Source organism: Heyndrickxia faecalis, from assembly GCF_040267745.1.
GTDB lineage: Bacteria > Bacillota > Bacilli > Bacillales > Bacillaceae_C > Weizmannia > Weizmannia faecalis.
On the sequence record NZ_CP158453.1, the window covers coordinates 2,945,047 to 2,963,227 of the forward strand.

At 47.6% G+C, this 18,181-nt stretch carries 13 protein-coding genes; 6 read left to right on the top strand and 7 right to left on the bottom strand.

Features of this window, described 5'->3' with window-relative positions:
• Nucleotides 1-35: 35 nt before the first annotated feature.
• Nucleotides 36-4,457: a S8 family serine peptidase gene (locus ABR335_RS14205; protein WP_350346279.1), complete on the bottom strand. Its 4,422-nt coding sequence runs from the start codon at nucleotides 4,455-4,457 to the stop codon at nucleotides 36-38.
• Nucleotides 4,458-4,618: 161 nt separating this feature from the next.
• Here ABR335_RS14205 and ABR335_RS14210 point away from each other — a divergent pair, with 161 nt between their 5' ends.
• Nucleotides 4,619-4,780 (top strand): hypothetical protein, encoded by a 162-nt coding sequence (locus ABR335_RS14210; RefSeq protein WP_350346280.1) that lies wholly within the window; start codon nucleotides 4,619-4,621, stop codon nucleotides 4,778-4,780.
• 79 nt (nucleotides 4,781-4,859) lie between these two features.
• On the opposite strand, the gene ABR335_RS14215 is transcribed toward ABR335_RS14210, so the two are convergent.
• Entirely contained in the window at nucleotides 4,860-6,605 is a 1,746-nt protein-coding gene (locus ABR335_RS14215) for a phospho-sugar mutase (protein WP_350346281.1), read from the bottom strand.
• A 188-nt stretch (nucleotides 6,606-6,793) separates the two neighbouring features.
• Between ABR335_RS14215 and ABR335_RS14220 the strand changes: the two genes are divergently transcribed.
• Nucleotides 6,794-7,669 carry a cation diffusion facilitator family transporter gene (locus tag ABR335_RS14220; protein ID WP_429895580.1) on the top strand — a complete coding sequence of 292 codons (876 nt, stop codon included), beginning with the start codon at nucleotides 6,794-6,796 and terminating at the stop codon, nucleotides 7,667-7,669.
• A 162-nt stretch (nucleotides 7,670-7,831) separates the two neighbouring features.
• Here ABR335_RS14220 and ABR335_RS14225 read toward each other — a convergent pair whose 3' ends face one another.
• The 4 genes from ABR335_RS14225 to ABR335_RS14240 all read right to left on the bottom strand — a co-directional run bounded on the left by ABR335_RS14225 (nucleotide 7,832) and on the right by ABR335_RS14240 (nucleotide 11,120).
• On the bottom strand, nucleotides 7,832-8,818 hold the full coding sequence (locus tag ABR335_RS14225; RefSeq protein ID WP_350346282.1) for an acrylyl-CoA reductase family protein: 987 nt from the start codon (nucleotides 8,816-8,818) through the stop codon (nucleotides 7,832-7,834).
• 16 nt (nucleotides 8,819-8,834) lie between these two features.
• Nucleotides 8,835-9,149 carry an iron-sulfur cluster biosynthesis family protein gene (locus ABR335_RS14230; RefSeq protein ID WP_014096042.1) on the bottom strand — a complete coding sequence of 105 codons (315 nt, stop codon included), beginning with the start codon at nucleotides 9,147-9,149 and terminating at the stop codon, nucleotides 8,835-8,837.
• A gap of 176 nt (nucleotides 9,150-9,325) precedes the next feature.
• Entirely contained in the window at nucleotides 9,326-10,051 is a 726-nt protein-coding gene (locus ABR335_RS14235; protein WP_350346283.1) for a WecB/TagA/CpsF family glycosyltransferase, read from the bottom strand.
• 322 nt (nucleotides 10,052-10,373) lie between these two features.
• Nucleotides 10,374-11,120, bottom strand: coding sequence for an AraC family transcriptional regulator (locus ABR335_RS14240; RefSeq protein ID WP_350346284.1), 747 nt, complete (start codon nucleotides 11,118-11,120; stop codon nucleotides 10,374-10,376).
• 115 nt (nucleotides 11,121-11,235) lie between these two features.
• Between ABR335_RS14240 and ABR335_RS14245 the strand changes: the two genes are divergently transcribed.
• From ABR335_RS14245 to ABR335_RS14260, 4 genes are all read left to right on the top strand, one after another.
• On the top strand, nucleotides 11,236-12,480 hold the full coding sequence (locus tag ABR335_RS14245) for an extracellular solute-binding protein (protein WP_342475721.1): 1,245 nt from the start codon (nucleotides 11,236-11,238) through the stop codon (nucleotides 12,478-12,480).
• Nucleotides 12,481-12,665: 185 nt separating this feature from the next.
• Nucleotides 12,666-13,880, top strand: a complete 1,215-nt coding sequence (locus ABR335_RS14250) for a carbohydrate ABC transporter permease (protein ID WP_104851228.1) — start codon at nucleotides 12,666-12,668, stop codon at nucleotides 13,878-13,880.
• 12 nt (nucleotides 13,881-13,892) lie between these two features.
• Complete coding sequence (locus tag ABR335_RS14255) at nucleotides 13,893-14,720, top strand: carbohydrate ABC transporter permease (protein ID WP_061565665.1); 828 nt, start codon at nucleotides 13,893-13,895, stop codon at nucleotides 14,718-14,720.
• Nucleotides 14,721-14,930: 210 nt separating this feature from the next.
• On the top strand, nucleotides 14,931-17,225 hold the full coding sequence (locus ABR335_RS14260) for a glycoside hydrolase family 65 protein (RefSeq protein WP_350346285.1): 2,295 nt from the start codon (nucleotides 14,931-14,933) through the stop codon (nucleotides 17,223-17,225).
• 514 nt (nucleotides 17,226-17,739) lie between these two features.
• On the opposite strand, the gene ABR335_RS14265 is transcribed toward ABR335_RS14260, so the two are convergent.
• Nucleotides 17,740-18,012, bottom strand: a complete 273-nt coding sequence (locus ABR335_RS14265) for a hypothetical protein (protein ID WP_350346286.1) — start codon at nucleotides 18,010-18,012, stop codon at nucleotides 17,740-17,742.
• Nucleotides 18,013-18,181: the final 169 nt, after the last annotated feature.

Here is an 18,181-nt window from a genome sequence, read left to right on the forward strand (position 1 = left end):
CGTTATTTTTCTTTTAAACGGTGGTATGTGTTCCCCTATTTTTGTACCGTAATCGTTTTGGCGTCGCTCCAAATGCCGTTTTTGACAGCATACAACGACAATTTTGTGCCTGCCTTTTGCTTTTTGATTTTCACGATGAACTTGCCATTTTTCCCGGCAACAGCATGGCCGATTGCCGTTTTTCCGGTTTTGACATAGATTTTGGACCCGCTAAGTGCCGTTCCGGTCACTTTCGTTGCGCCTGCTTTAACGCCCTGTGCGGACGGTGCCGGCGGTTTTACGGTTACAACTGTGGTCTTTCCTGGATGGTGCGCCGCATCGGTTGCATAGACATACAGTTTTTTGCCGATCCTTTGCGGTTGTATCTTGACCGCAAATTTCCCGTTTTTATCGGCTTTTCCGGTTCCGATAGTTGTTTTGCCGGCTTTTACCGTGATTGTCGCATATGGCTCCGCTGTGCCGGTGACCTTTTTTGAAAAGTTGGTGACGGTCCGCACTTTTGGCGGAGGTGGCGGTGTTTCATCCGCTACTTTCACTTGCACCGTTCTGCTGGCATAGCCGGTGCTTGTTTGTTTGGCCGAGACGGATAATACTGTGCCCGCTTTTTGTTTCGGAATCGGGACGGTGAATTTACCGTTTTTTGCAGCCGCGCTGCCAAGCTTTTTAGAACCGGCTTTTACTTCGACAACAAGGCCGCTTTTGGCGGAGCCCGTCACTTTCGTATCCCGGTCACCCACTTTGTCCACATGCGATGGCTTCGGCGGAATTTTAATGACTGCCAGTTCAGTGATGTTGCCAGCAAAATCTTCTGCTTTAAAAACATTTTTCCCGTCTGCCAGTTTGAGCGTCATCGTTTTGCTGAATTTCCGCATGGCAAACTGGTCCCCGCTCTTTACGTCCTTGCCGAATGGATGATTGAAAATTTCATTCCCGTTTTCCGTGAAACGGAGCCGGTCAAAATTGTCCGTTACCGTCACCTTGACAGTCCCTGCTTCTGTCCGATTGTCGTTCGGCAAACCATCCGCTTTGATTTCCGGTTCTGTCGAGTCAATGATCACTTTTCTGTTGAATTCCATTTTATTTTGTTTTTCATCGATAGCGGAAATTTTCAGGTCAAATACGCCGTCTTTTTTGAACCGGATCGGTTGGCCGGCCATTGTTGAATCAAACAAATAAGTTCCGTCCACATCCTCATCTACCGGTATTTTCACCGGCGAAACAGCCAAATCTTTTCCTTCCACCGTAACAAATCTGACTTTATACGGACTCGTAATCGTTCCGTATACATCTATATCCCTTGAATCATACGGTGTCAGCGCAAACGGCTCCTCCAAATGGATGCCGGAAACAGCATTTTTCCCGCTTACTGTTTTAGTGGCATGGTTACCGGCATAATCGTAGGCTGTTACGGTAATCGATTGATTGGCTTTCACGCTGAGCGGGACATGGTACGTTTGTCCGGCGTCCGGCTCCACTGCGCCTTCCAAATTCCCGTCAACAAACAGCAGGATGTATTGAACGCCGCTTCCCCCGTTGTCCATGGCGGAAAAGCTGACTTCATCGGCGTCATGGTCATAGCTGATATGGCTGATCTCCGGCACTTTTGTGTCGACCAGTACAGGAATCTGCATCGTCTGCCCCGGTTTTCCGGAATCGCCCGGTGTTGTCCTGATCTGGTAATAATACTTTCCGTCCGCTACTTTTTTATTGTTCGCAGTGCCGTCCCATGTCGTCTCATCCGGAAGATAAGTATACGGCAGGTCATCCCAGATGTTTTTCGGCAAATCATACTCAGTATAGAGCTTCCGGATTTCTTTTTTGTTCCCGTCCAAAATGCTGAATTCGGCCATTTTGCTGTTCCGCAAGAAAGACAGGACCGGTGTTGCAGTATCGCCCGAACCATCCTCGTCCGGCGAAATGGCAATTTTATTTTGGTCGAAATGGTTTTCTTCAAATAGATCCTCGCCGAGGTAGTAACCGTCTCCATCCACCATGCCGGAGATTTGGAAAAATGACTGTTTCCAGTTATACACCATCTGGTCAAGTACAGGTGCCTTCCCCCAATCCCCTTTAAAACCGGAATAAGGGACGGACAAATCCGGAAGCCCAGATCCTTCTTCATGGAACGTGACAAAACCGTCAACAAAGTAGCCGTTTTTCATTTTCTTTGCCAAATTCGCATCCGCCCTAGACAAGTCAATCGTAATCGTGATGTCTTTTGACCCGCCTTTTGGAATGTTCACAGACGGATTGTCTATCGTGACAGCGGCGTCTTCAATTTCCGCGGAAGATAATGCCAGCTTGCCTTGCGCATCGACCCTGTCCGCGAGCGGTTTTGTGCTAACGGTATATTCAGCGTCTCGATTGCCAAAGTTGGTTGCTGTTAAGGTAAAAGAAAATTTGTTGGCGCTGATTTCTTTAAGCGCCACTTTTCCGTCGCTTGTCCCTTTCCGGACAATATACACCGGCGTTGTCACCGCCCTGTCGATTTGCATCAGCCCTGCGCCTTGCTTCCGCGGCGAATAAAACGTTTTGGAAGCCGGATCTGTTAGCGGCATTGCCGTGTTCATGAGCAGAGTCTTTGCCCGTTTTATTTTATCTGCGCCTTTTAGTGACGGAAATGCAGAATGGATGTACTGCAAAACAAGCGCAGCGCCGCCCGCAACATGCGGGGTGGCCATCGATGTGCCGCTCATGGTGCCGTACTGGTCATTGTTTAATGTCGAATAAATTTCCCCGCCAGGTGCCGTGATTTCCGGTTTGAAGTCCAAGTTGGACGCCGTTCCCCAAGAGGAGAAAAAGCTCATTTTTCCGGCTTCTGGGTTTTGGATTTCGGCTTTCTTCCCGGTAAAGGTAAGGCTTACCTGTTTCCCTTCCGATAAAGCGGCTTTCATCGTTTTCCCGTCCGCCTGCAATAGCGAAATTTGCGGAATCTTGATAAACCGGTCTGAAGCCATTTCGAGAATACCGATTTGATTATTGTAAATGATGGCCCCATTAGCGCCAGCACTTTGGGCATTGGCTGTTTTTTCAATAAGATTGGTATTGCCGCCACGCGCCATCAACGCGTATTTGCCCGATAGATCTTTCCCTGCAAAATCTTCTGCTGTGCCATACCCGCAATCCACAACATCGTATGTTTTGTTTACGACATCGTTCGGGTGCCTGCTTCCTGCCGAGAAAAATGGAATGGAGGCCGTCTTTCCACCTGCAACTGTATAATCAAGCAGATCAGCATGGACATTCGTATTTTCCATCGAGGCAACAGACATGGCATTCGGTGCGGTACCCGGTGCATTGACGGTGCCAATGTCCGGGTTGGATGCGAACGGGCTATGTTCTTCCCCGCCAATTTGGCCTTCGTTTCCGGCTGCAACGGACATGAAGATCCCATTGTCGACTGCGCGGCTGACCGCTTTTTGCTCCGGATCATTCCCATCCGTAGATGCATCCGGCGTGCCAAAACTCATGTTTAATACGTCCGCACCGAGTTTAATGGCATCATCAATGGCTTTCATATAAATGTCGCCGTACGTATATGCCTGATCCTGGTCATTGCTGTACACTTTTAGCGCCAAAAGCTGGGCCTCCGGTGCAATTCCTTTCACGCCGCCTTCCGATTCATTGCCGTTTGCCGCCGCAATGCCCGAGACGTGCATGCCGTGCATGGAAGCACCGTCCCCTTCATCTATAATGTTGGTATTTTTATCTGCATAGTTATAGCCATACGGGACTTTTGCCGTAAAATATTTCCCGGGAAGGGCATCTTTTTTTATGAGATCGGAGACTTTTGCCTGGGTCAGTTTCGGCACCGTGCCTTCCGACAGCACCATATCTTTGTGGCGATAGTCGATCCCTGTATCGATGACGCCGATGACCATGCCTTGCCCTTTATACTTTAAATTCCACGTTTCAGGCGCGCCGGTAAGGCCGTTGCTGGATACGGACTGAAGCTTGTCCTGCGGCCGTTTATACCGGTTGACGATATAAACATGGGATACATTTTCAATTTTCTTTAATTCTTTTATTTTGCCGTATGGGATGGTGCCGCTGATGCCGTTTGCCACTGTTGTAAACTGGTTTTCCACTTTAAGCGGCAGTTTTTTGGACCGGATGGCTGAAAGAACGCCAGATTGCTGGTTTTTGATTTGTTGCTGGAGTTCCGTTTTTTTGTCTTTGGAGAGATCTTTATAGCGAATGCCGCGCTTTGTTGCGTAATTAATGGCCGGCGAGCCGGCGAGCTCAATGATGACGCGCACTTGCCGGTCCTCTTTATATTTTTCCGCCTGATCGAGCCCGTCCGGTTTCTTGCGGTCAGGCATTTTCACCAATGGATTCGTTTTCTCTTTTCCGGCAGCTTGTGATTGCGATGGCGCCAACAGGATCCCGTTTGAGAAAATGAGTACAACCGTTAAAAGCAAGAATACTAGTTTTTTAGCCGTGCCGGCATTTTTCATTCTCTTTCCCCCTTAATTGCACATCCAAAGGCAACCAAATGGCTGATCCGGCCGTAATGAAACCGGTCTCAACAAACTTTGGATTTTTTTGCCGAAAGGTGCATCTGCCCAGAATATACCATGCCTTATTTTTAAAGTAAAGAAAAATCAGGATCATTTTTTTGGCAAATTTCTGCAAGTTATGTCTGCTTTTGCAGAAAGGGAAAATCGTACTGAACCTGCATGAAACGGGAAAGAAGGACCGGTACAAATACGGGGGCGGCACCAATACGGGCGGTCCCGGAGAGATGGCCGAATCGGTGAAAATGTTGATCCGCCTGTGATGCGGTAGTCCGGCAGTATTCTTCCATCGCGCGAAAAAACGCCCCGGACGTCAGATCCGCCCGGGGCACCTCATGAATACTATTCAAGCATACGGTTTACGAGATTCATAACTTCATCGCTTAAGCGTTTGTTCCGTTGTTCACTCTCCGCGAGACTGTCCGCTTTCACACCAAAGTAGAACTTCACTTTCGGTTCTGTTCCGGACGGACGCATGCAGAACCATGAACCGTCTTCAAGGAAAAATTTCAGCACATTGGACTTTGGCAGTTCAATTTTTGACGTTTCTCCCGTTTTCGCGTTGGTCCGCACTTGTGATTGATAATCCTCGCGGGCGGATACCGGGATGCCCGCCACTTCTGTTAACGGATGGGCACGGAAGTTGGCAAGGATGCCGGCGATTTTTTCCGATCCTTCTTTTCCTTTCAAAGTGAGCGATGTTAAGGATTCCTTATAGTAGCCGTACTGTTCGAAAATGTCGAGCAGGCCTTCATACAATGTTTTTCCCATCGACTTATAGTAAGCGGCCACCTCCGCAGCAAGCACTGCCGACTGCACCGCATCTTTATCGCGCACAAAATCGCCGATTAAATAACCGTAGCTTTCTTCATACCCGAATAAGAAAGTATGGGCACCGGTTTTTTCAAACTCTTTGATTTTTTCACCGATGAATTTAAAACCGGTCAAAGTGTCGATCGTCGGGATGCCGAAAGACCGGGAAATATCGCGGCCGATTTCCGACGTCACAATCGTTTTGATGACAATACCGTTTTCAGGCAATGTCCCTTGCTTTTGTTTTTGTGTTAAAAGATAATGGAGCAGTAATGCGCCTGTCTGGTTGCCGGTTAAAACCTCGTATTTTCCTTCATGGTTTTTTACGGCAACGCCGAGGCGGTCAGTGTCCGGATCCGTGCCAAGCAAAATGTCCGCGCCGATTTCTTCGCCGTAGCGGATGGCAAGTTCAAAAGCGGCATGTTCTTCCGGATTTGGCGATTTTACTGTTGAGAACTCGGAATCCGGCAGCTCCTGTTCTTTTACAACGGTGACGTTTTGAAAACCGAAATTTTCAAGGCCGCGGCGGACCGGGAGATTGCCTGTCCCGTGCAGCGGCGTGTAGACGATTTTGAAAGAATCTGCAACCGAGCTGATCACTTCCTTGTTTTGGCGGAGTTTGATGAGCTGGTCCTGGTAAGCTTTGTCTACATTTTCGCCGATATAAACGAGCAAGCCTTTTTCGATCAGATCCTTTTCTTCGCCGACTTCGACAAGCAGCTCATTTTCGACACGGTTCACATAGCCTGTCAGTTCGTCCGCTTCTTTTGGCGGCATTTGCCCGCCATCCGGCCCGTAAACTTTGTAGCCGTTGTATTCTTTCGGGTTATGGCTCGCTGTAATGACAACGCCGGCATAAGCGTTCAAGTACCGGACCGCAAATGACAAAAGCGGCGTCGGATGGAGGGAATCAAATAAATAGGCTTTGATCCCGTGCTTGCCGAGCGTTTTTGCGGTTTCAAGGGCAAACTCCGGCGATTTGCGCCTTGAATCGTAGGCGATCGCGACCCCACGGTTTATAGCTTCTTCCCCCTGGTCGAGAATGAAGTTTGCCAGCCCTTCTGATGCTTTCCGGACTGTATAAATATTCATGCGGTTCGTGCCGGCGCCCAGTTCCCCGCGCATACCGCCCGTTCCGAACTCAAGGTTTTTATAAAAGCGGTCTTCCAGATTTTTTTCATCCCCGCTTACGCCGGATAGTTCTGCTTTTAATGCGGCATCCAGCTCTGCAAAGCGGTTCCATTTTTCATAAGAAGTTTTCCAATCAGTGCTCATGTTGGCCTCCTGTAAAAAATTTTCTATTTCCATATTAGCATAAATTTGTTGAAATCCCAGACCTTAATGCATGAGAAGGCGGATTTTCCCGCATCTAACTTTTATAGCGGCCGGAAAAAACGTTGCTGTAGACCCACCCTGCCCTTCATTGTTATGATAGAGAAGTAAACCAAATGGAAGTGAAAGCAATGAATGAAGAAAAATACCAAAATTTAAAATTAGGCGAGTACGGCATTATGATCAGCATGGCGGCCTATTTAAGCCTGTCGGTGCTGAAACTAGTGATTGCCTTCTATACGGATTCAAACGCCCTGAAGGCAGACGGGCTGAACAATATTACGGACATCCTGTCTTCGATCGCCGTCCTGATCGGGCTCCGCCTCTCCCGGAAACCGGCGGACCGCGATCATCCTTACGGGCACTGGAAAGCGGAAAACGTCGCCTCCATGGTTGCTTCTCTCATTATGGTGGCGGTCGGCATCCAGGTGCTCTATGATGCCATTCTCTCGATTGTGCATGGAAAATCCGAATCCCCGGATATGGCAGCGGCATGGACCGGGTTACTTTGTGCTGTTGTCATGTTTTTTGTCTATTTGTACAATAAACGGTTATCAAAACGCATCAACAGCCAGGCGGTGCGGGCAAGCGCGATGGATAATTTGTCCGATGCCTGGGTGAGTATCGGCGCGAGCATCGGCATCATCGGTTCGCAGTTCCATCTTCCGTGGCTTGACCCGGCGGCTGCGATTGTTGTCGGCTTATTGATTTGCAAAACTGCCTGGGAAATTTTCCGCGATACTTCCCATCTTTTAACGGACGGATTTGATGAATCGGAGCTGGAAAATTATAAAGCGAAAGTATTAAGCGTAGCCGGCGTCCAAAGCGTGAAAGACATCAAAGCGCGGCAGTACGGAAACAATACAGTCATTGATCTTGTCATCGGCGTTGATCCGTCTCTTGATTTGCGCCATGCCCATGACATTTCAACAAAAGTGGAGAATTCATTGATCCGCGATTGTGAAGTATATGAGGTCATTGTGCATGTAGAGCCGGCGGAAAGCTGAAACCCGACTCTGCATGCATGCCAGCCGGTGATGGAGGTGCATTCGAAGGAAAGGTAAAACCCGGAATGGATAAAAGCACGCCAGCCGGTGCCTTTATCCATTTAACCAGCGCTTTTTCTGGATGGTAAAAAAGGATGCGCGAGTGCCACGCATCCTTTTTTGTTACATTTTTACAATTGTCCGGCCCTGGAGCTTGCCTTCCAAAATATCCGAAAGTGCGGCCGGAACTTGCTCAAGGCTGATTTCCCGGACAATTTCACTTGTCAAATGTTCCGGTTTGAATTCGCCAGCAAGTTTTTCCCAAACTTTCACGCGGAGATCCATCGGGCAAAAAACAGAATCAATCCCGATCCAGCTGACGGCCCGCCCGAGAAACGGGGTTACGGTTGTTTTGACTTCCCTTCCGCCGGTGAGGCCGCTCGTTGCCACCGCCCCGCCGTACTGCAGGGAGCTGATGATGTATTGTGTCGTTTTCCCGCCGACGGGATCGACAGCCGCTGCCCATTCCGTTTTGCGGATCGGCCGGTCTTCATGGTCCATAACGGCCTCCCTATCAAGGATGCGGGCCGCACCGAGCCGTTTCAAATAAGCGTGTGCCTCTTTTTTCCCGGTTGAAGCTGTGACCTCATAACCCCTTTTTGCCAAAATATCGACAGCGACACTGCCGACACCGCCGCTTGCTCCGGCAACAAGCACCGGCCCTTGTCCCGGTTTGAGCCCGTGGTCTTCCAGTTTTTGCACGGACAGCGCTGCCGTAAAGCCGGCTGTCCCTAAAATCATGGATTCTCTTAATGTCAGCCCTTTCGGAAGCGGTACCACCCAGGCAGCCGGCACGCGCGCCATTTCACTGAATCCGCCGAAATGCCCGGTGCCCAGCTTATAGCTTGTGACGATCACTTCATCGCCTTCTTTAAAGCGGCTGTCAGCGGATGCAAGCACCGTTCCCGCCAAATCAATCCCCGGTATGAATGGATACGATTTGACAAAGTCCCCTTTCACGCCAACAAGCGCATCTTTGTAATTGACACTTGAATAGGCGACTTTTACGGTGACTTCCGCGTCCGGCAGCCGGCCCGTATCCCATTCCTGTACGGAGAGTACCGGCCGTGATGCATTTTCCATGACCAATGCACGAAAAGTTTCTTTCAATGCAAAGCACCTCTTTTTACTCGGCTCTTGTCAAGTCAAGATTGTATTGGTAAACTTCCTGATCTGAAGAAAGTTTGTACCCTTTATTCGGATTGTAATCGATGATGACTTTCTCACCGAGCTGTTTTTGGCTTGCCTTCGACACAAGGAGCGGAATGCCATAAACATTAAATAAATCGTCATCTTCCCGTTTATGGTCAATTTTTAAAGAATGTTCCGCAGCAATTGTACAGCTCCCGACAAAGACCGCCTCAATCCGGATGCCTTCGCCTTCTTGAAATTCAATTTGTTTGAATTGGGAGAGTGCAGCGGGTTTGATATCAATTTCCATCTTTCTCACCTTTCTTTTACAAATGATTTCATTATCGTACCCGCTTTTCCCTTTTGTAAAACAAAAATAGCACATCTTTTATTGTCGGCAAGTACCGGGTATTTCCTTCTTTTTTTGGCACGTGTCTGAATTCCCGTCCTGCACGCCCTGTTCCTTTCAGCGCCGGAAAAAGGAGGCTATGAATGTTTCCATTTATATCGCAAAATCCGGCACAAAAAGATGAGGCTGCCGACATTCCGCTTCCACAGCCGTTTCGGTTCGCGCAACAATCGGAACAGCCACTCGATCCGCAATTTCCGGAACAAATACGGGGCGCGCGGTACGTTTCCGGATGCAAAATCAATAAATGCGCCGACGCCGAGCCGTGCTGTGCAAGAAAGTTCCTGATCGAAGCCGGCAATGAATTTTTCCTGCAGCGGAACGCCCATTCCGACGAGCAGCACATCGGCATGCGAGCGGTTAATCATCGCCACAATCTCATGTTTTGATTGAAAATACCCGTGGTGGCAGCCGGCAATTTTCAAATCGGGATAATCTTTGCGGAAATGTTGTATCGCACTTTGCAGATTCGTTTCGGTAGCACCGAGCACAAATACGGAGAAGCCGTTTTTTTCACAGCGCTTTAATATTTTCGGCGTCAAGTCGGTACCGTTTAAATTGCCGGCAAGCGGAATGTCAAACAGTTTTGCGCCGATTTCAATCCCGACCCCATCGTTGAGCAGATAGTCGGCTTCATTGATAATTCGGTAGTAGTCGCGGTCGGTTTGGGCGATATTGTAGCAGTGCGCATTCAAAAAGAACACATTGGTTTTGATCCCTTCGTGTACCCGGCTCTCAAATTCGTCCAAAAATTGTTCTTCTGTAATTACGGTCAAATCGATATTGCCAAATGCCTTTTTCAAAACAGTTTTCTCCTTAGCACGGTGAAATGTTTCCATGTTTAGTATATACGTTCCGTGCACCGCCGGCAATGTAAAATCCCGGTCCGCCAATGCCTGGGCAAAAAGGGAAAACCCGGCTTGTGGTCATAAAAAGGCGCCCTTTGCTGATACCGTGTTTTTTGCAGCAAGGGCGATATACGGTTTTGTTCAAGCGCGGTAGACGGGCTAAGGAAAGGAACTTGATGGAAATCCGGACGTGAAACGGTGCTGCCATGTGTTAAACATTGGAAAATCGCAAGGAAGCGCCGGCCGGCCGTTAAAAAACGGATACATGCCGGCAAAGCTAGTGCTGGTTCTGCTCCCTGAATTCTTTTGGGGTGAGCCCCATATATTTTTTAAAAAGCGAAGTATAGTAGCTTTGGTTGCAAAAATGGAACAGAAGCGCAATTTCGGAAATAGTAATATTTGTATGGAGCAAAAAATAAATCGATTCTTCAATCCGCTTTTTATTAATATAATCCGTCACCGATACGCCGGTCTCTTTTTTAAACAAGTGGGACAAGTAGCTCGGATTCAGGTAAACATGTTTCGCCAGCGATTCAAGCGTGATCACCTGTAAAATATTTTCATGAATATATGCCACAGCCATATGAATCGCATGGCTGTAGCGATTTTCCTGTTTCCTTGCCTGCTGAACGGCTTCCGTAAAATTTCGCAACATGCTGTACTCGAGTTCGAACAGCTTTTCCTGCGTCTTTAACCTTTCAATCTCCAAAATATGCGCATCGCTGATGTTAAAAGCGGTTTCCGGTGGCACGCCCGCTTCGATCGCCGCCCTTGTAAACAGCGTGCAAATACAGATGAGTGAATTACGGAGCGAGCGGATCGGTTCTTCCGCAAGTTTAGCCCACTCCAGCTTATTGATAGTTTTCAAAACGGATTCGGCTGCTTCCACTCTACCTTCTTTTACGGCATTCAACAACTGCTTTTCCATCATATAAGGCGGATGAAGAAAATACTCGCGCTGGTGCTCAACGCGGTATGAAAGGTAGCGTTCTATAATGGATTTGCTGATGGCAGACTGTTTCATCGGAGCCGCCCCAATACCTAAAAATTTTATTATAGATCTAAAGATTCTAATATCATTGTATGCGCATACAGGGTAATATTCAAGTGTAATCATCAAAACTAAAGGGGGCTTTCGTATGTGGAAAAAAGCGGGCGTGATTTTGGCAGCGCTTACGCTTGTTATCGGCGTGCTGGCCGGCTGCGGCAGCAATTCAAACTCGAAATCAAGCAAAAGCGGCAGTTCCTCAAAAAAGATTGTGTTAAAATTCGCGGCACAAAATGACAGCACACCTGCGACAAAAGCAGTCATTGCGGCTTTTAACAAACAATCGAAAAAGTACCAGGTGAAGTGGGTACAAATGACGAATGACTCGGCACAAATGCACGACCAATTGCTGACATCGCTCTCCAGTGGATCAAGTGAATATGACATCATGTCCATGGACGTTGTGTGGGGCGGCGAATTTGCCGGTGCCGGATACCTTGTCCCGATTGACAAGAAAATGATGGATGCCAATTTGACGAAAGACCAGTTCAATGCCGGCTCAATGGCTTCCGGAAACTATGAAGGGAAACAATACACACTTCCATTCTTCCCGGACCTCGGCATTCTGTATTACCGTTCCGATATTGTCAGCAAGGAAGATGCAGCGAAACTCGAAAGCGGGGACTACACCTATAAAGAACTCGGGGATATGGCTGCAAAATATGCCGGCAAAAACGGAACGACAAACGGCTTTGTTTATCAGTCCAAACAATATGAAGGCTTAACCGTCAATGTGACAGAATTCACGAATCATTACAAAGATATCAAAGGCGGCCTTGAGGCGATGTATCAATTTACAAAAGCATCATGGGCGCCAAAAGATTTGCTGAACTATATGGAACAACAAACGCTGGACAGCTTTGCACAAGGAAAATCTGTCTTCGCGCGGAACTGGCCGTACCAGTATGGCACCATTAAAACAGGCGGAGAAGGCGTAAAAGTAGACATCAAAAATGTTGGCATTGCCCCGCTTCCAAACGGCGGCGCTGTCGGCGGCTGGCTTCTCGGCATCAACAAAAACTCAAAACATGTAGAAGGCGCATGGGAGTTTGTAAAATTCGTAGCCGGCAAAAAAGGGCAGAAGATTATGTCCACAAAAGGCGGTTACCTGCCGGGATATAATGATTTGCTGAATGATCCTGATGTCCAAAAACAAAACAAAATGCTGACCATGCCGGGCTTCCAAAAAGCGTTGAAAACGACGATTGCCCGCCCGGTATCCGCGAAGTACAGCAAAGTATCCGACACGATCCAAATTGCGGCCCACAAATATTTAAGCACAAGCCAAAATCTGGATGATGCAGTCAAAACGATCCAGGACGCAACAGGCGAATAAGCAACCGTCCGGGAACGCGTTTTACTCCCTTTCCGTCCCCGGGCGCCTGCTTTTCATAATGGTTTGATATCGGCGAAAGGCTCTATTCCATAGAGCCTTTTTTAAAAAGAAATGAGGGGGCGCTGCATAAACTGTGCATCCTCCGTACGGGAAGAAACATTACAGTGAAAAGAGGTGCCAGCATCATGAAGAAGAACCGCTTGCAGGCTTTTTTATTTATCCTTCCAGCCCTGCTGTTTATCGGCGTATTCTCGCTGTGGCCGATTTTTCAGTCACTCCGCTATACCTTTTTTGATTATCAGCTGAATAACCAGCAAAAATCGGGGCTGTACATGAGCCCGCGCTATAATTTCGATTTATTTGACGAAACGCAAACGTATGTCAGGCTGTTTCTAACAGAAGACCGGGAAAAAATCACCGACCCGGCCGACCGGCAAAAAGTCGACAAGCTGGTCCATCGCGTTGCCAATGTTGCCAAGCAGTATAAAGGCAGAAAAGGCGTCCAAAAAATCAGCCAGGCCGACCAGAAAAAGCTGATGGGCCTTTATACCGACTCATCCAAACTGGTAAAGGAAATCAACGCCAAATACAATACGCAAAACGGAAAAAATTTATCAAAAATTGTAAAAGATTTTAAAAGCAGCTTTGTACCCTCCAACTTCATCGGCTTCAAGTCTTATAAAGAAGCATTGCATGACAAACGACTCGGGCATGCCTTATGGAATACCGTGCTCTTTACCGTCGTTTCGGTTTTCCTTGAGTTCGTCCTCGGCCTCGGCCTCGCCATGATTATGAACAAAGCGTTCAGAGGGCAAGGCATTGTAAGGACAACTTCGCTGATCCCGTGGGCAATTCCGACCGCGGTTGCCGCGCTCATGTGGAGTTATTTGTATGACGGCACAAGCGGTGTTGTCGCGCATTTTTTCCAATCCATAGGGCTAATCAGCGATTCGCGCATTCTGCTATTAACGGGATCCGGCGCGATGGTATCCACGATCTTAGCCGACGTTTGGAAAACAACACCTTATATGGCCCTTTTGCTGCTTGCCGGCCTGCAAAACATTTCCAAAGGGTTGTATGAAGCCGCATCCATTGACGGCGCAACAAAAATCCAGCAATTTTTCAAAATTACGCTACCAATGCTGAAGCCTTCTATTTTAGTCGCACTGCTGTTCAGGACACTTGACGCTTTTCGCGTTTTCGACCTGATTTACGTTCTGACAGGCGGCGGTCCGGGCGGGGCAACAGAAACCATGTCTGTCTACGGTTACAAAACGATGTTCGGGCAAACCAACTTCGGCTACGGCTCCGTCATTGTCATCATCATGTTTATTTGCGTCGCCATCATCGCAACCATTTACATTAAAGTGCTCGGCGCCAATTTGATGGATAAAAACTAAGGAGGGATGGCCATGAAAACGAACCGCAAATGGAATGTGCTCATCATCGCCCTGATTGCCGTATTTTTATTTGGGATGATATTTCCGTTTTTCTGGATTTTTATCACCTCCTTTAAACCTTCCGGGGAAATTTTTGGCGACGGGGCTTTTCGGGTCTTTGCCCATCATCCGACATGGGAAAATTACACGCAGATTTTCCAAAAAGGGATCCTGACATCGGTGAAAAACAGTTTTATCGTTGCGACAACGACAACGGTTTACATTATTTTAATTGCCACGTTTACGGCTTACGCGATTTCACGCTTTGATTTCAAAGGGAAAAACCTGTTGCTCGGGCTGATTCTGGCGGTTTCGATGTTCCCGCAAATGATTGTCACCGGGCCGATTTATAATTTGTTCCTGCATTTGCATTTAACGAACTCGTATGCGATTGTCCTGCCGTATTCGACGATCACCCTGCCGACTGCGGTATGGATCCTGGTGACGCATTTCAACCAGATTCCGCTCGCGCTTGAAGAATCGGCAAAAATTGACGGTGCGACGCCGGTTCAGACGCTGTTCCGGATCGTCTTCCCGCTTGCCGCGCCGGGTGTCTTTACAACTGCGATTATTACATTCATTGCTGCGTGGAACGAATTTTTGCTGACGATTACCTTAAACTCGGACGCTAATTACCATACTGTGCCGGTCGCGATTTCTTTCCTCCGTACCCAGTTCCAAATTCTTTGGGGACAGGTCGCGGCCGCTACCACAGTCGTCACGGTCCCGACCCTGATCATCGTCCTTCTGTTCCAGAAGCAAATCGTCTCCGGCCTTACAACGGGCGGGGTGAAAGAATAAAAATTTCCGCTAGCGGAAACGTTCCCCCCGGTATTGCGCGCGCGGCGTTTTCCGGAATCTCGCCTGCCGGTGTCTGACCCCCGGATGAATACATGAGCCAGCGGTCGATCCGATATGAGCGAAAAAAGGGCTTCCCGGACGGACCATAAGAAAAACAGGGCGCTTGGCACCATGCCCTCTTCGAATTTGGAATTTTTGGAGGAACAGCGTATGACATGGGAAATCACGAAACACGAATTGGACAAACAAATGCTGCTGGTCAATGAAAGCTTATTTGCACTCGGGAATGGCTATCTTGGCGTGCGCGGAAACTTTGAAGAAGGCTACCCGGAAGAAATCCCTTCTATCCGCGGCACATATTTGAATGCTTTTTATGACATTACAGAAATCCAGTACGGGGAAAAAGCGTACGGATTTCCGGAAACCAGTCAGAAAATGCTGAATGTGATCGATGCGCAGACCATCGAAATTTTTCTTGGAGAAGAAAAAGAACGCTTTTCTCTTTTTGAAGGGGACGTTCTCGGTTTTTCCCAAACTTTGCACATGAAACGCGGGTTTTCCGAACGCGCCATCCATTGGAAATCGCCTTCCGGAAAAGAAATCAAGCTCACTTTTTCACGGTTGGTTTCTTTTACACAGCGGGAACTGTTTGCGATTCAAGTGAAAATGGAGCCGGTAAACTTTTCCGGGCCGGTGCGGGTGATTTCCACTGTCAACGGTGATGTGCAAAATTATGTCGATAAAAACGACCCGCGGACCGGATCTGCCCATGCAAAAAGGCTGGCTGTGACAAAAGCAGCGGCGGAGAGCGGCACGATTGTACTGCTTGCCCGCACATTTGCTTCCGGGCTTGAAACGGCTTGTGCCGCAACCCATGTCGTTTCCGCCTCTTGCGAATGTCATTATGAACAAGGCGAACAAAAAGTGCGCGCAATCATCGATTTCAAGCCCGGCGAGCCGGTGTCCCTTACAAAATTTGCGATTTACACGGACACGCTCCGCCACGGGGACCATGCCGCAGAAAAGGCGGCGGACATCCTAAAAAGCATGCAAGACAAAGATTTTTCAGCACTATTACGGGAGCAGGAGCAATATTTAGCCACTTACTGGCAAGCAGCGGACATTGAAATTGACGGCGATCCGAAACTGCAGGAAGGGATCCGTTTCAATCTGTACCAGCTCCTGCAATCTGTCGGAAAAGACACCGCCAGCAATATTGCGGCAAAAGGGCTGTCCGGGGAAGGTTATGAAGGGCATTACTTTTGGGACACGGAGATTTATATTTTCCCGGTGTTTCTGTTGACGCATCCGGAACTCGCGCGGCATTTGCTGCTGTACCGCTACCATATCCTTGACCACGCACGGGCAAGGGCAAAAGAGATGGGCCATCAAAAAGGCGCGCTATTTCCTTGGCGGACGATTTCCGGCACGGAATGCTCCCCGTATTTCCCTGCCGGCACAGCGCAGTATCATATCAGCGCGGACATCGCTTACAGCTATATGCAATACTGGTATGCCACGCAAGATCAGGACTTTATGAAGCAATACGGCATCGAAATTCTCGTGGAAACGGCGCGGCTTTGGCTTGAGGTTGGCCATTACCGGGAAAAAGACGGCAAATTTGCGATTGAAGATGTGACCGGGCCGGATGAGTACACAGCCATCGTCAACAACAATTACTATACAAATGTGATGGCAAAATATAATTTGAAATCAGCTCACAAATTTTATCACTGGCTGAAAAAAACAGATGATGCCTATTTTGCGGCATTTGCTGCGCGGCTCGGTTTAACGGACAAAGAAGCGGCAAGCTGGCTGAAAGCGGCAGATGCGATGTATCTCCCTTATGATGAAAAACACGGCATCCACAAACAGGATGACAGCTTTCTCGATAAAGCGGTCTGGGATTTTGAACATACGCCGAAAGACCATTACCCGCTCCTTTTGCATTACCATCCGCTCACGATTTACCGGTACCAGGTGTGCAAACAGGCGGACACGGTGCTCGCGCATTTTTTGCTGGAAGAAGAGGCGGATCCGGAAACGATCCGAAATTCGTATCATTATTATGAAAAAGTCACGACACACGATTCATCGTTGTCCACATGCATCTTCAGCATAATGGCGTCCAGGCTCGGCGAAGCGGAAAAAGCGTATCATTATTTTATCAAAACAGCCCGCCTTGATCTTGATAACACGCATGGCAACACAAAAGACGGCCTGCACATGGCCAATATGGGCGGGACATGGCTGTCAATCGTGTACGGATTTGGCGGCGTCCGGATCAAAGAAAACGGGCTTTTTCTAAATCCTTCCATTCCGGAACAATGGGGCCGCTATTTATTCCGCCTCACCTACCAAAACCGTAAGCTTCAGGTGGAAGTGGCGCGCCATGCTTTTAAAGTGACATTGCTGGAAGGAGATGCGCTGGATATCCATATAGGCGGTCGTACAGAAACCTTGAAACCAGGCAGGACGGTTACCCGGCCGATTTCCGATTCATGACCAGGCTGCAGATAAATTTTTGCTGATTTCCGATCAACTCATGGAAAAAGATCCAACTCCCATAACTGAAGATGTGTTGGCCAAAACCCGTCATCTCAATCAATTAAAATTACAGGCTGGAGAATTTGTTCGAAATGAAATTTATGAATCCCTCGCAAGCCAAATTCCAAATAACCCCTATTAAAAAAATTTAATAGGGGGGTACTTTTTAACTAGGGTTATCAAGAAGCTCTTTCATACTTAGGGCTTGCTGAACGAATTAAATCCAGGCTAAAGTTGAATAATTAAAAATAAAAACAGTAGTGAGTGAAAATCCCAAAAAATGAAACTTTTGCCTTCTTTGATTTTACTATTCATACGTACAGCATGTGAAAGAAAACAAACGTTTTTCGTCATGCTATAGTCTAGTCGGCAAAACTGCATTTCATCCCCGAAAAACGTCTCATATATGTTGGGTTGTTGATGATCGGGTTCTCCTTACTGGCTTGTCTCAGTCCCTTCTCGTAAATAAAATTTATTCCTCAGCCTGATTTTCTTTCTTCTTTTTTTCCTTTTCCTTTCTTGTAACCTCCACAAGTTCTTTAAACTGACCTTCCAAATCCTTTAAGAACTTTTTACTGTCATATTCTCCATTACCATTTAAAACAATATCCAACCTTGCATAAATTTGTTTCAAAAGTGCTTTAGCTTCTTTCTCTTTCAGCTCATTTACACTGTTGAGTACATTATCATAATGATCTACAGCTTCTTCACTAGCTATCTTATTTTCAAACTCACTTTTTGACATATACAATCCTCCTCATTATGCTTAGTTTTTTTCAAAGTTTCACGGAGTCACGGTCCAACCAAAAATCTAAAAACTCAAGTACCGTTTTAAATCACAATAGAAATTTTCATGCTGTCCGATCATAAATAATAACCACTCAATCACCGTTTTCATCTTCCAGCAGGCTACC

Bases quoted from the DNA above. Each gene is read 5' to 3' on its own strand.
- ABR335_RS14205 (WP_350346279.1), bottom strand. From the start codon at position 4,457: ATGAAAAATGCCGGCACGGCTAAAAAACTAGTATTCTTGCTTTTAACG.
- ABR335_RS14215 (WP_350346281.1), bottom strand. From the start codon at position 6,605: ATGAGCACTGATTGGAAAACTTCTTATGAAAAATGGAACCGCTTTGCA.
- ABR335_RS14220 (WP_429895580.1), top strand. From the start codon at position 6,794: ATGAATGAAGAAAAATACCAAAATTTAAAATTAGGCGAGTACGGCATT.
- ABR335_RS14230 (WP_014096042.1), bottom strand. From the start codon at position 9,149: ATGGAAATTGATATCAAACCCGCTGCACTCTCCCAATTCAAACAAATT.
- ABR335_RS14240 (WP_350346284.1), bottom strand. From the start codon at position 11,120: ATGAAACAGTCTGCCATCAGCAAATCCATTATAGAACGCTACCTTTCA.
- ABR335_RS14245 (WP_342475721.1), top strand. From the start codon at position 11,236: ATGTGGAAAAAAGCGGGCGTGATTTTGGCAGCGCTTACGCTTGTTATC.
- ABR335_RS14250 (WP_104851228.1), top strand. From the start codon at position 12,666: ATGAAGAAGAACCGCTTGCAGGCTTTTTTATTTATCCTTCCAGCCCTG.
- ABR335_RS14255 (WP_061565665.1), top strand. From the start codon at position 13,893: ATGAAAACGAACCGCAAATGGAATGTGCTCATCATCGCCCTGATTGCC.
- ABR335_RS14260 (WP_350346285.1), top strand. From the start codon at position 14,931: ATGACATGGGAAATCACGAAACACGAATTGGACAAACAAATGCTGCTG.
- ABR335_RS14265 (WP_350346286.1), bottom strand. From the start codon at position 18,012: ATGTCAAAAAGTGAGTTTGAAAATAAGATAGCTAGTGAAGAAGCTGTA.